The sequence below is a fragment of the Streptococcus sp. SM3 genome (assembly GCF_027497875.1).
In genome coordinates, this window is sequence record NZ_JAJNSA010000003.1 from 1 (window position 1) to 13,095 (window position 13,095).

At 42.1% G+C, this 13,095-nt stretch carries 10 protein-coding genes and 1 pseudogene; 9 read left to right on the forward strand and 2 right to left on the reverse strand.

Going from position 1 to position 13,095, the window contains the following annotated elements; translation table 11 throughout:
- From PAN06_RS00915 to alaS, 7 genes and pseudogenes are all read left to right on the forward strand, one after another.
- Positions 1–292 (forward strand): annotated as a pseudogene (locus PAN06_RS00915) (spermidine/putrescine ABC transporter ATP-binding protein); the annotation flags it as partial.
- Positions 273–1,079 carry an ABC transporter permease gene (locus tag PAN06_RS00920; protein WP_050253424.1) on the forward strand — a complete coding sequence of 269 codons (807 nt, stop codon included), beginning with the start codon at positions 273–275 and terminating at the stop codon, positions 1,077–1,079. The pseudogene PAN06_RS00915 and the gene PAN06_RS00920, both read left to right, overlap by 20 nt.
- Positions 1,076–1,849: an ABC transporter permease subunit gene (locus PAN06_RS00925; RefSeq protein WP_000712740.1), complete on the forward strand. Its 774-nt coding sequence runs from the start codon at positions 1,076–1,078 to the stop codon at positions 1,847–1,849. Before PAN06_RS00920 ends, PAN06_RS00925 begins: the two co-directional genes overlap by 4 nt.
- Positions 1,846–2,916, forward strand: coding sequence for an ABC transporter substrate-binding protein (locus PAN06_RS00930; RefSeq protein ID WP_269795326.1), 1,071 nt, complete (start codon positions 1,846–1,848; stop codon positions 2,914–2,916). Before PAN06_RS00925 ends, PAN06_RS00930 begins: the two co-directional genes overlap by 4 nt.
- 152 nt (positions 2,917–3,068) lie before the next feature.
- Entirely contained in the window at positions 3,069–3,320 is a 252-nt protein-coding gene (locus tag PAN06_RS00935; RefSeq protein ID WP_125452270.1) for a hypothetical protein, read from the forward strand.
- 273 nt (positions 3,321–3,593) lie between these two features.
- On the forward strand, positions 3,594–4,079 hold the full coding sequence (locus PAN06_RS00940) for an LURP-one-related/scramblase family protein (RefSeq protein WP_084358232.1): 486 nt from the start codon (positions 3,594–3,596) through the stop codon (positions 4,077–4,079).
- Between the two features lie 21 nt (positions 4,080–4,100).
- Positions 4,101–6,719, forward strand: coding sequence for an alanine--tRNA ligase (gene alaS / locus PAN06_RS00945; RefSeq protein WP_269795327.1), 2,619 nt, complete (start codon positions 4,101–4,103; stop codon positions 6,717–6,719).
- A gap of 89 nt (positions 6,720–6,808) precedes the next feature.
- On the opposite strand, the gene PAN06_RS00950 is transcribed toward alaS, so the two are convergent.
- Positions 6,809–8,263, reverse strand: a complete 1,455-nt coding sequence (locus tag PAN06_RS00950) for an alpha-amylase (protein ID WP_269795328.1) — start codon at positions 8,261–8,263, stop codon at positions 6,809–6,811.
- Between the two features lie 177 nt (positions 8,264–8,440).
- On the opposite strand from PAN06_RS00950, the gene PAN06_RS00955 reads away from it, so the two are divergent.
- The gene (locus PAN06_RS00955) at positions 8,441–9,190 is read left to right on the forward strand and encodes an ABC transporter ATP-binding protein (RefSeq protein ID WP_033681625.1); all 750 of its coding nucleotides are present in this window, start codon (positions 8,441–8,443) and stop codon (positions 9,188–9,190) included.
- Positions 9,171–10,805 (forward strand): hypothetical protein, encoded by a 1,635-nt coding sequence (locus PAN06_RS00960; protein WP_269795329.1) that lies wholly within the window; start codon positions 9,171–9,173, stop codon positions 10,803–10,805. Before PAN06_RS00955 ends, PAN06_RS00960 begins: the two co-directional genes overlap by 20 nt.
- A gap of 67 nt (positions 10,806–10,872) precedes the next feature.
- On the opposite strand, the gene PAN06_RS00965 is transcribed toward PAN06_RS00960, so the two are convergent.
- On the reverse strand, positions 10,873–12,990 hold the full coding sequence (locus PAN06_RS00965) for an LTA synthase family protein (protein WP_185776126.1): 2,118 nt from the start codon (positions 12,988–12,990) through the stop codon (positions 10,873–10,875).
- Between the last annotated feature and the right edge of the window lie 105 nt (positions 12,991–13,095).

Sequence of the window (13,095 nt, forward strand, 5' to 3'; positions counted from 1 at the left end):
AGAAGGCAAGCTCCAAGTTAAGGTTGATACCCAGCTCTTCCGTGGAGTTCACTATGAAATTATCGCCTATGACGAACTCGGAAATGAATGGATGATCCACTCAACTCGTAAGGCCATCGTGGGTGAGGAAATCGGTCTGGACTTTGAGCCAGAAGATATCCATATCATGCGTCTCAACGAAACCGAAGAAGAGTTCGATGCTCGTATCGAAGAATATGTGGAAATCGAAGAGCAAGAAGCAGGTCTGATCAATGCAATCGAGGAGGAAAGAGATGAAGAAAACAAGCTCTAAACTCTTTGTAGTGCCCTACATGCTTTGGATTGCCCTCTTTGTGTTGGCACCCTTGGTCTTGATTTTCGGTCAATCCTTTTTCAACATTGAAGGTCAGTTCAGTTTAGAAAATTACAAATCCTACTTTGCGTCACAAAACTTGACCTATCTCAAAATGAGCTTTAACTCTGTGCTTTATGCAGGGATTGTGACCTTTGTAACCCTCCTTATCAGCTATCCAACAGCCCTCTTTTTGACCCGTCTCAAGCACCGTCAACTCTGGCTCATGCTGATTATCCTGCCAACCTGGATCAATTTGCTCCTCAAGGCCTATGCCTTTATCGGGATTTTTGGTCAGAATGGCTCTATTAACCAATTTTTGGAATTCATCGGAATTGGTTCACAGCAGTTGCTCTTTACCGATTTCTCCTTTATCTTTGTCGCAAGCTACATCGAGCTTCCCTTTATGATTTTGCCCATTTTCAATGTCTTGGACGATATGGATAATAACCTCATCAATGCCAGCTACGATCTGGGTGCGACCAAGTGGGAGACCTTCCGCTATGTCATCTTCCCTCTATCGATGAACGGCGTGCGAAGTGGAGTTCAGTCGGTCTTTATTCCAAGCTTGAGTCTCTTCATGCTGACCCGTTTGATTGGTGGGAACCGCGTTATCACCTTGGGGACAGCCATTGAGCAGAACTTCCTGACAAATGACAACTACGGTATGGGTTCTACCATCGGTGTGATTCTCATTCTGACCATGTTCATCACCATGTGGGTGACCAAGGAAAGGAGAGAACGATGAAAAAATTTGCCAACCTTTATCTGGGACTGGTCTTTCTTGTCCTCTACCTGCCAATCTTTTACTTGATTGGCTATGCCTTTAATGCAGGCAACGACATGAATAGCTTTACAGGCTTTAGTTTGAGTCATTTTAAAACCATGTTTGGCGATGGTCGCCTTATGTTAATTGTGACTCAGACCTTTTTCTTGGCCTTTCTGTCAGCATTGATAGCGACCATTATCGGGACTTTTGGAGCTATTTACATCTACCAGTCTCGTAAGAAATACCAAGAAGCCTTTCTATCACTCAATAATATCCTCATGGTTGCGCCTGATGTTATGATTGGTGCCAGCTTCTTGATTCTCTTTACTCAACTCAAATTTTCACTTGGCTTTTTGACTGTTCTATCTAGTCACGTGGCCTTCTCCATTCCTATCGTGGTCTTGATGGTCTTGCCTCGTCTCAAGGAAATGAACGGTGACATGATTCATGCAGCCTATGACTTGGGAGCCAGTCAATTTCAGATGTTCAAGGAAATCATGCTTCCTTACCTGACTCCGTCTATCATTGCAGGTTACTTCATGGCCTTCACCTATTCGCTAGATGACTTTGCCGTGACCTTCTTCGTAACGGGAAATGGCTTTTCAACACTATCAGTCGAGATTTACTCTCGTGCTCGTAAGGGGATTTCGCTAGAAATCAATGCCCTGTCTGCCCTTGTCTTTCTCTTTAGTATTATCCTAGTTGTTGGTTATTACTTTATCTCACGTGAGAAGGAGGAGCAAGCATGAAAAAACTCTATTCATTTTTAGCAGGAATCGTAGCCATTATCCTGGTCTTGTGGGGAATTGCGACTCATCTCGATAGTAAAATCAATAGCCGAGATAGTCAAAAACTGGTTATCTACAACTGGGGGGACTATATCGATCCAGAACTTTTGGAGCAATTCACAGAAGAAACAGGAATCCAAGTCCAGTATGAGACCTTTGATTCCAACGAAGCCATGTATACCAAGATCAAGCAGGGTGGAACGACCTACGATATTGCCATCCCTAGTGAATACATGATTAATAAGATGAAGGACGAAGACCTCTTGGTACCGCTTGACTATTCAAAACTTGAAGGTCTTGAAAATATCGGACCAGAGTTCCTCAACCAGTCCTTTGACCCAGGCAATAAATTCTCCATTCCTTACTTCTGGGGAACCTTGGGAATTGTCTACAATGAAACTATGGTAGATGAAGCGCCTGAGCATTGGGATGACCTCTGGAAGCCAGAGTATAAGAACTCTATCATGCTCTTTGATGGGGCGCGTGAGGTGCTGGGACTCGGACTCAATTCCCTCGGCTACAGCCTCAACTCCAAGGATAGCCAGCAGTTGGAAGAGACAGTGGACAAGCTTTACAAGCTCACTCCAAATATCAAGGCTATTGTTGCCGACGAGATGAAGGGCTACATGATTCAGAACAATGCTGCTATCGGCGTGACCTTCTCTGGTGAAGCCAGCCAAATGCTGGAGAAAAATGAAAATCTACGCTATGTGGTTCCGACTGAGGCCAGCAACCTTTGGTTTGACAATATGGTCATTCCTAAAACAGTCAAAAGCCAAGATGCAGCCTATGCCTTTATCAACTTTATGTTGAAACCTGAAAATGCTCTCAAAAATGCAGAGTATGTCGGCTATTCAACACCAAACCTACCAGCTAAGGAATTACTCCCAGAGGAGAAAAAAGAAGATAAAGCCTTCTATCCAGATGCTGAAACTATGAAACACCTAGAAGTTTATGAGAAATTTGACCATAAATGGACAGGCAAATATAGCGACCTCTTCCTACAGTTTAAAATGTATCGGAAGTAGGAGTTAGCAGTCACGAAACGAATCAGTCAAGCTGGTTCGTTTTTTAAAAAATAAAAGGCAATTTTTGTAACGGTATCTTTTTCTATGATAGTTGCTTATTTTCTTTCCCAGTAGTATACTAAGTTTAACCTTACAGAAAGCGGTAACAAATAATGAAAATATCTACTTTTTTCAAAAAAAGTTATTGGCCAACCTTTTTGATTGTTAACGAAACAATTATACTATTCTCTCTAAAGGATGGTTTGGATAGACAATACCTAACAACTGATTCCATACATTTGGTGATAGGTTTCTTTATATTTGCAAATATTTTCGTAGCTATCTTTAACAATTCAAAACTTTGGAATAAAAGTTGGGATAAAAAGAGTGATAGCAGTAAGAAAAAATATATTCTGAAAAAGTAATCTGAGATGTAGGTAATGGGTTATTTAAATAGGAATCATTCCCAGTTGACGCAAGCTTAAAAAAACGTTATAATAAGAAAGTTGAGAATTGATTTTCACTCATCTTAGTCCAGAGAAATGGCGGTGCTGCGAGCCATCTAAGCTAGGAAGTCATGCTACTCAATCATACAATTGCATAAGAACAAGAGAATGACAAGTTCATTGAATGAAGGTGGTACCGCGGTTTTTCGCCCTTCGTGATATGAGCTTGTCTTTTGATTTTTGGAGGTGTTGATGAAAACATTTCTTGTCAAACAAAAGTTTCGTCTTGGAGGCGAACGCTTCGCTATCAAGGATGACAGGGGAGAAATCGCCTATCAGGTGGAGGGATCATTTTTTAAGATTCCCAAAACTTTTACCATCTATGACGCCTATGGTGAATGGGTCAGTCAAATCAGTAAAGAAATCTTGACCTTGCTACCTCGTTTTGAGATTCAACTTAGGGATGGCTCGAGTTTTGTCATTCGTAAGAAGTTGACTTTCTGGCGAGATAAGTATGAATTTGATAATCTGGGGCTTCGTATCGAGGGAAATATCTGGGATTTGAATTTCAAACTACTGGATGATCGCGATCAGTTGATTGCGGAAATCAGGAAAGAACTCTTCCATCTGACCTCTACTTATAACGTAACAGTCCTTGAGGACGCTTATGCAGACCTAGTCATTTCCCTCTGTGTCGCGATTGACTATGTGGAAATGCTGGAAAGCCAATCACATTAAACAAGTAAATAAGGAGACAATATGAAACAACTATCTAGTGCACAAGTACGCCAAATGTGGCTTGATTTCTGGGCGACCAAAGGTCACTCAGTAGAACCATCAGTGAGCTTGGTTCCTGTAAATGATCCAACACTTTTGTGGATCAACTCTGGGGTAGCAACCCTTAAGAAATACTTTGACGGGACCATTATCCCTGAAAATCCACGTATTACCAATGCCCAAAAGGCTATCCGTACCAACGATATTGAAAACGTAGGGAAGACTGCTCGTCACCATACCATGTTTGAAATGTTGGGGAACTTCTCTATTGGAGATTACTTCCGTGACGAAGCCATCACTTGGGCTTATGAGCTTTTGACAAGCCCAGAATGGTTTGATTTCCCAGCTGAAAAACTTTACATGACCTACTATCCAGATGATAAAGATTCTTATAACCGCTGGATTGAGGTAGGAGTGGACCCAAGTCATTTGATTCCGATCGAGGACAACTTCTGGGAAATCGGTGCAGGACCTTCTGGACCAGATACAGAAATCTTCTTTGACCGTGGAGAAGCATTTGACCCAGAAAATATCGGTATTCGCCTGCTTGCAGAAGATATCGAAAACGACCGTTACATCGAAATCTGGAACATCGTTTTGTCACAATTTAACGCAGACCCTGCTGTTCCTCGTAGCGAGTACAAGGAATTGCCACACAAGAACATTGATACGGGCGCTGGTTTGGAGCGTTTGGTAGCGGTTATCCAAGGGGCTAAGACCAACTTTGAAACTGACCTCTTCATGCCAATCATTCGTGAAGTGGAGAAATTGTCTGGTAAGGTTTATGACCAAGATGGCGACAACATGAGCTTTAAGGTTATCGCTGACCACATCCGCTCACTTTCATTTGCCATCGGTGATGGTGCCCTTCCAGGAAATGAAGGTCGTGGTTATGTCCTTCGTCGTCTTCTCCGTCGTGCTTCTATGCATGGTCAAAAATTGGGTATCAACGAGCCTTTCCTTTACAAACTCGTTCCAACCGTTGGAAAAATCATGGAAAGCTACTACCCAGAAGTGCTTGAAAAACGTGACTTTATCGAAAAAATCGTTAAGAGCGAAGAAGAATCATTTGCTCGTACCCTTCACTCAGGTCAACACTTTGCCCAAGGCATCGTAGCAGACTTGAAAGAAAAAGGTCAATCTGTCATCGCTGGTTCAGATGTCTTTAAACTTTATGACACTTATGGATTCCCAGTTGAATTGACTGAAGAAATCGCTGAAGAAGCTGGCATGACTGTTGACCGTGAAGGCTTTGAAGCAGCCATGAAAGAACAGCAAGAACGTGCGCGTGCGTCAGCTGTCAAGGGTGGCTCAATGGGTATGCAAAATGAAACCCTTCAAAACATCACAGTGGAAAGTGTCTTCAACTACAATGCTAGCCAATTGTCTTCTAAATTGGTGGCTATCGTAGCTGACAATGCAGAAGTAGAAGCTGTATCAGAAGGAACTGCCTCTCTTATCTTTGCGGAAACGCCATTCTATGCTGAAATGGGTGGACAGGTCGCTGACCATGGACAAATCTTGGATGAGTCAGGTAAGGTTGTGGCTACTGTGACAAATGTTCAAAAAGCACCAAACGGACAAGCTCTTCATACAGTTGAAGTCCTTGCACCACTTGCCTTGAACCAAGAATATACCTTGGCAATTGATACAAATCGTCGTCACCGTGTCATGAAAAACCACACTGCTACTCACTTGCTCCATGCGGCTCTTCACAATATCCTTGGCAGCCATGCAACACAAGCAGGATCTCTTAACGAAGTTGAATTCCTTCGCTTTGACTTTACTCATTTCCAAGCAGTAACTGCAGAAGAATTGCGTGCCATTGAACAGCAAGTCAACGAGAAAATCTGGGAAGCTCTTGAAGTTAAGACAGTTGAAACGGATATTGACACTGCCAAGGAAATGGGAGCTATGGCTCTCTTTGGTGAGAAATACGGAAAAGAAGTCCGTGTTGTTACTATCGGTGACTACTCTATCGAGCTTTGTGGTGGTACCCACGTTGGCAACACTTCTGAAATTGGCCTCTTCAAGATTGTCAAAGAAGAAGGGATTGGTTCAGGAACTCGCCGTATCTTAGCAGTGACTGGTAAGGAAGCCTTTGAAGCCTACCGTGAACAAGAAGATGCTCTTAAAGCAGTCGCAGCAACCTTGAAAGCACCACAAGTCAAGGAAGTACCTCACAAGGTAGAAGGACTTCAAGAACAACTTCGTCAACTTCAAAAAGAAAATGCTGAATTGAAAGAAAAAGCCGCAGCTGCAGCCGCGGGCGATATCTTCAAGGATGTGAAGGAAGTCAACGGTCACCGTTATATCGCTAGCCAAGTATCTGTATCTGACGCTGGTGCCCTTCGTACTTTTGCGGATAACTGGAAACAAAAAGACTACTCTGATCTTCTTGTCCTAGTTGCTGCTATCGGTGACAAAGTCAATGTTCTTGTAGCAAGCAAGACAAAAGACCTTCATGCAGGAAACCTTGTCAAAGAATTGGCACCAATCGTCGATGGACGTGGTGGTGGTAAACCAGACATGGCCATGGCAGGAGGAAGCAACCAAGCTAAGATCCAAGAATTGTTGGATGCCGTAGCAGGTAAATTGTAATCAAGTAAAGATCTATCCATTTGGGTAGGTCTTTTTGTGAATGCAAAAAAGCCAAATCCGATTGGACCTGGCTTGATTATCATTAGCTATTAGATTGTATTGGTTGCCCAGACACTTACCGAAGCAGCTGAGACAGGGAATTGTCCATAACCTTCCTCATCAATTGTAACTTGACCTTGGTGGTTTCCAAGTAAGTCTATGAAAGTTTGGTTAGCCCATTCTTGGCCGACAAACATAGACTTGCTGTTTTCTTGGTCATTTGAGATAAGGACTGCGATTGGGGATTGATTTTCAGCACCTGAACGTACCCAACCGATACAGTTTGCGTCATCAAAGTAGTCTGTTTGCTCTCCGTAGGCCAAATCTTTTCGGATGGCTAGGAGACGGTCAAGGACTTCTTTGAAATCTTCTTGAGCATACTGCCCTGAAATCCCATAGTAGTCTCCGTAAAAGACACATGGAAGGCCATTTTGGCGTAACAGAATGAGGGCATAAGCTGCTGGTTTGAACCATTCTTCAACGGTAGACTCAAGAGCCTGACCTCGTTGTGTATCGTGGTTGTCGACAAAAGTCACAGCCTTGTCAGGCTTGAGTTCAACCAAGCTATCTGTGAAAATACCACGAAGGTCATAGTTGGAACCTGCTCGGCTAGCATCAAAGAGATTCTGGTGGAGACGAACATCGACAAGGTCAAAGCGTTCTTCCGTTTTTTCAAGATAGTCCAGATTGGCTTCCTTGTCAGGGTTCCAAAATTCACCAAAAACGTAGAAATCCTCACCGTATTTTTCCTTTATATCACGGATGAAATTGCGCATGAAGAAAGAGTCAATGTGCTTAACGGCATCCAAGCGGAAACCAGCTATACCAGTCGTTTCCATGAACCAGTCAGCCCAGTCATAGATATTTTGGATAACTTCAGGATGCTTAAAGTCTAGGTCGGCATACATGAGGTAGTCATAGTTACCGTTTTCATTATCGACCAATTCCTCATTTGCCCAACCCTTGTTGTCCCCTTGAATCAGATAAATCCCAGACTTACGGCGTTTGGCATCATAGTCAGTACCTGTGAAGTGGTACCAGTGCCAGTGGAAGTCATTGTAGGTATCTTGGCGACCATCGAAGGTAAAGCTAGTCCAGCCATTGATGGTGAAGGGTTCTCCGAGTTCAACTGTACGGTCTACAGGATCCACCTCAATAACCTGAAAGGCTTCCCTGTGATCAGCAGCAGCCTTGTGGTTGAGTACCACATCTGCCATAGGTTGAATTCCCTGTGCTTTTAGAGCTTGAATGGCTTGAAGATAGTCTTCTTTAAAACCATACTTGGTGCGGACAGTTCCTTTTTGATTAAACTCTCCTAAGTCGAATAAGTCATAGACCCCATAGCCGACATCTTTTTCATTGGTAGCCTTGAAAGCTGGTGGCATCCAGACATGGCTGATACCGAGATCAGCTAGGTGTGGAGCATCTTCAGCCAGATGCGTCCAGTGCTGACCGTCGTGGGGCAGATACCATTCAAAGTACTGCATGAGTGTTTGATTTTGCATGATGTTTCCTCTTACTTGTCAATCTTGTTCTTTATTCTATCATAAAGTATCGGTTAGCTCAAACGTTTGCGTAAAACTGAATAATAAGTTTTTGACTATTTTATATAAAATGTTGATTTTTAAAATGAAAACGCTATAATTATAGTAAATTACATAGATAAAGAGAGGAGATTTCTCATGATTGAATTTCAAAATGTTAGTAAGTTGTATGGTGATAAAGAGGCCTTGAGCAATCTCAATTTGCAGATCGAAAATGGAGAGATTATGGGCTTGATTGGCCATAATGGTGCTGGGAAATCGACTACCATAAAATCCTTAGTCAGTATCATTTCGCCCAGCAGTGGTCGTATTTTGGTAGACGGTCAGGAGTTATCGGAAAATCGTTTAGCTATTAAACGAAAAATTGGCTACGTAGCAGACTCGCCTGACTTATTTTTACGCTTAACGGCCAATGAATTTTGGGAATTGATTGCCTCATCCTATGAGCTAACTAGCTCTGACTTGGAGGCTAGTCTAGCTAGGCTATTGAACGTTTTTGATTTTGCTGAAAACCGCTATCAGGTTATTGAAACCCTTTCTCACGGAATGCGTCAGAAAGTCTTTGTTATCGGAGCACTCTTGTCTGATCCTGATATTTGGGTCTTGGATGAACCCTTGACAGGTTTGGATCCCCAGGCTGCCTTTGATTTGAAGCAAATGATGAAGGAACATGCACAAAAAGGCAAGACGGTCTTGTTTTCAACCCATGTCCTAGAGGTAGCTGAGCAAGTCTGTGATCGGATTGCCATTTTGAAAAAGGGGCATTTGATCTATTGTGGTAGCGTAGAGGACTTGAGAAAAGACCACCCAGACCAGTCTTTGGAAAGTATCTACCTTAGCCTTGCAGGTAGAAAAGAGGAGGTTTCAGATGCGTCTCAAGGTCATTAAAAAATTAGTTGATATCAATATCCTCTATTCATCTCAAGAAGCGAATCTGGCTAACCTACGAAAGAAGCAAGCTAAGAATCCTGGAAAAAAAGTAAATGTTTCCGCTAGAGTCCTAAGTTCTTACATTTTTTCCAGTCTCTTAATGCTCTTCATGTTTATAAATATAGCCTTTCGTTTTCCTTTTGAGGAAATGCCAAGTTTTTTTAGTAGCATGGTTGCTATTTTACTGGTGCTTGCCTTTTCAACTTCTTTCACTGCATTTTACAATGTCTTTTATGAGAGTAAGGACTTGGCATTGTATAGGCCCTATGCCTTTAAAGAATCAGAGATTATAATTGCTAAAGGACTGTCTGTTCTCTTGCCAGCTCTAGCTGGAATTGTACCAATCCTAGCTTATTTTCTAGTCCTCTATATTAGGCTAGCTCCTTCTCTTTGGCTGGGCTTGCCTTTGATGCTGCTGTCCTTGGCCTTGTTATTTGTCTCTGTTACTTTAGTGATGGTAGTGGCAGTACATTTCTTGGCTCAGACTAGGGTCTTCAGAAAGTATCAGTCTATTTTTGCCAATGTGATGATTGGGATAGGAGTTCTCATACCTTTAATATTTGTCCTCTTTCTACAGTCGACTTTTGGAAGTATTGTTGACAAAGTTAGAGACATTCCATTTCTCCTTTATCCTCTTCATATCTTTTACAAAATAGCAGTGGAGCCTTTTTCGACAGAAGCCATACTGGGTCTGTTAGCTTGGATAGGACTAACTCTCTTCCTGCTTTATCTGACCAAAAAGAAGGTCCTTCCTCGTTTTTATGACGTGATTCTGCTTAATAGTGAGGAGAAGCTCAAAAAAGAACGTCGCAGCAAGGAGAGGATTTCAACTACTAAAAAGGGCTTTTTCCGTATGGTGTTGCGCTATAACATCTCCCTCTTGGGACAGGGAACTGGCGTGGTTACAGTGCTTTTTACAAGTGCTTTCCTTCCTTATCTCATGATGCTTGGTATGATTTCCAAAATCCGAGATTCTCAGATAGTTCCAGACATTCATCCTCCATACTGGTTACCCTTGTTTTTTATAGCTCTCTTTATAGCAGTTGTTAATAACAATATCACCAGTCTGCCTTCAATTGCCTTGTCCTTGGAGAGGGAAAATGTTGATTTTCTGAAGAGTTTACCCTTTGACTTTGCTCGTTATGTGAAAGTGAAATTTTGGATTATATTTGCTGTCCAGTCCTTTTTACCAGTTCTGACTTTACTTGGCCTTTCTCTCTATCTAGGCTTGCCCATCCTTTCGATGATTTACCTTCTTGTGGCATGGATCCTTGCCAGTGTCATCCTTTCTTGCCACCATTACTTTAAGGACGTTAAAAATCTGTCAACCAATTGGAGTAGCATTACGGACTTGGTAAATCGTTCAAATCGTATAGTAGCAGTTGTTTTGATTTTGGTTTATAGTGTTATATTAATGATTTTAGTCATTGTAAGTTTGTTCTTGGTTCAGTCTCTCGCCCCTGTCCTTGCCATTAGCTTGGGAGTAGGAGCTCTTATCCTCTTGCTTGGTCTTGCTATTTTTAGCTATCGTTACTACCTGTCACGCATATTAGCAGAAGTAGAAAAAAGATGAGCTAGTTGGTCGCTTGCTTGATAAATTTTATAAAAAGAAATGCTCCTCCACGATGGAAGAGCATCTTTTATTGTGATTTTGATTCGGTTTCTGCCGACTCTGGATGGAGTTCTTGGTAACTTGGTGCCTTGAAAAGGTCAGCACTGGTCTTACCTTGTCGTTGGCTAAAGAGACTGGTTGATTGACTACCTTTTTCCTGTTCAATCTTTTGCAGAATTGGCAAGGAATTGAGGTAAGAAATACTTTCTGTATCAACTTTTCCAAGATGATCTGCTTGGTAGAAACGTATCAAATCGCCAGTTTGAATCTGGTCGCTGATTTTCAGCTGTTGGCTGGCTGCCTGCCGAACGATTTCTAGTTCAGTCTGAGCTTGTTCATCAAGGTTACTGATTTCAAGACCGCTTTCAGTATAGTAGGTTCGTCCGTCATAACTGGTGTATTTAGGTGTGACGAAGGAATTGGCAGTTCGAAAGGCAATGATTTCTTGATGATCTGGAGACAGAAGGTCTTGGCCGACTTGAAGGAACGAATTGGACTCAATACCAAGGAGGTGTTCGAGAGTCGGTAAGATATCGATTTGTCCACCGTAGGTATTGATGATTTGTCCTTTTTCATAGTCAGGCATGAACACCATAAAAGGCACACGTTGCAACATAGCATTGTCGTAATTCGACCAGTTCTCAGAAGTCTTGCCAATCAAGGGAGCCAGGTCAGGATTGCGGGAGTTAGAAATTCCATAATGGTCTCCGTAGATGACGATGATGGATTTTTCATAGAGGCCACTTTCTTTGAGATAGTCAAAGAAGGCCTTGATAGCGCTATCCAGATAGTTGGCTGTTTGGAAGTAGCCATTGATGGTTTCATCTTTGGTTTTAGCCAAGGGGAAACCAAGCTCATCGCCTGTCAGATTGCTTGCATAGGGATAGTGATTAGACACCGTGATATACTTGGCATAAAAAGGCTGCTGCAAGTGCTCTAGATACTGGATAGAATCTTTCATCATGATTTTATCATTTAAACCATATTGGAAAGAGTTGCTACTGTCTTGCTTAGTAAAATAGGAAGCGTCAAAGAAGTATTGGTAGCCCCACTGTTTGTAGGTTGTATTTCGGTTCCAGAAGGTCCCGATATTACCGTGAAAGACTGCACTTGATTGGTAGCCATTTTTCGATAGGATAAAAGGAGCTGCCTGCTGGGTATTGGTACCACCATAATTGACCATAAAGGAACCTTGGTCAAGTCCAAACAAACCAGTCTCCAGCATGGTTTCCGCATCTGAGGTCTTACCAGCCTTGACTTGGTTAAAGATATTAGAAAAGGCTAGGGTTGATTGCGAATGGTAGAGGGAATTAAGGAAGGGAGTGACTTCATGCTCAGTTCCATCTATGTTGAGTTTATAGTCCAGTAGGAATTGCTGGAAACTTTCCAAGTGGAGATAAATCACATTTTTCCCTTTGGCCAAGCCAAAATAGTCTGGATTGGGCTTAGCAGAATGTTCTTGAATATAGTCTGTGATAGGTTGAAGGTCGGTCTCAGAGGCCTTGGCACGTTCTTTGTTGGCGCTATAGGACTGGTTGGCACTATAGCCTAAAAATGCTGGCAAACTAAGGGCACGAACAATATAATAATTAGAAAATCCTCGTGACAGGAGATCGGGACGCTCAATTTCAGCCAAGAAAAGGTTAGCTGAAAAGAGCAGGGCCGAGAGAGCAGTGATGGCAACACTGGAGCGGAATTTGAAAGGTCTCCTATCCAACTGGATGAATTTTTTATAGAAAAGGAAAGCCAGCAGTGGGAAATCCATAAAATAGATGAAATCCCAAAAGCGCAGTAACTCTAGTTCCGCAGTACCAACAGATACCTTGCTGACCACTTTCATGGTATTGGCCGTGATAAAGTCGCTAAATTCTCGATAGTAAAAGACATTGGAATAGAGCCAAATGAATAAAAGGCTATAAATAGCTATACTCAGGCCATAAAAGATCTTGGTTGACCGAGCATAGAAGGCTAGAGCCAGCAGGAGGAGTCCCAAAGGAAGGGGATTGAAAAAAGCGATAAAGGCAAGGTAATTCCCTTGCAACTTGCCCAATTGAATATCTAAATTAAAGTCAACGGTATAGGCTAATAAGGTTTTGAGCCAATAGAGGATTAAAAGGGTTAGGACAAAACCCAGTCTGGTACCCATGGCTTTTTGGATTTTGCTAAAATTGATTCTCACACAATTACTTCCTAAGTTTTTATTAGTATTAGTATACCATTTTTTAAAACTAGAGTAAAAAAGCAAGGGTAG

Bases quoted from the DNA above. Each gene is read 5' to 3' on its own strand.
- PAN06_RS00920 (WP_050253424.1), top strand. From the start codon at position 273: ATGAAGAAAACAAGCTCTAAACTCTTTGTAGTGCCCTACATGCTTTGG.
- PAN06_RS00925 (WP_000712740.1), top strand. From the start codon at position 1,076: ATGAAAAAATTTGCCAACCTTTATCTGGGACTGGTCTTTCTTGTCCTC.
- PAN06_RS00930 (WP_269795326.1), top strand. From the start codon at position 1,846: ATGAAAAAACTCTATTCATTTTTAGCAGGAATCGTAGCCATTATCCTG.
- PAN06_RS00935 (WP_125452270.1), top strand. From the start codon at position 3,069: ATGAAAATATCTACTTTTTTCAAAAAAAGTTATTGGCCAACCTTTTTG.
- PAN06_RS00940 (WP_084358232.1), top strand. From the start codon at position 3,594: ATGAAAACATTTCTTGTCAAACAAAAGTTTCGTCTTGGAGGCGAACGC.
- alaS (WP_269795327.1), top strand. From the start codon at position 4,101: ATGAAACAACTATCTAGTGCACAAGTACGCCAAATGTGGCTTGATTTC.
- PAN06_RS00950 (WP_269795328.1), bottom strand. From the start codon at position 8,263: ATGCAAAATCAAACACTCATGCAGTACTTTGAATGGTATCTGCCCCAC.
- PAN06_RS00955 (WP_033681625.1), top strand. From the start codon at position 8,441: ATGATTGAATTTCAAAATGTTAGTAAGTTGTATGGTGATAAAGAGGCC.
- PAN06_RS00960 (WP_269795329.1), top strand. From the start codon at position 9,171: ATGCGTCTCAAGGTCATTAAAAAATTAGTTGATATCAATATCCTCTAT.
- PAN06_RS00965 (WP_185776126.1), bottom strand. From the start codon at position 12,990: ATGGGTACCAGACTGGGTTTTGTCCTAACCCTTTTAATCCTCTATTGG.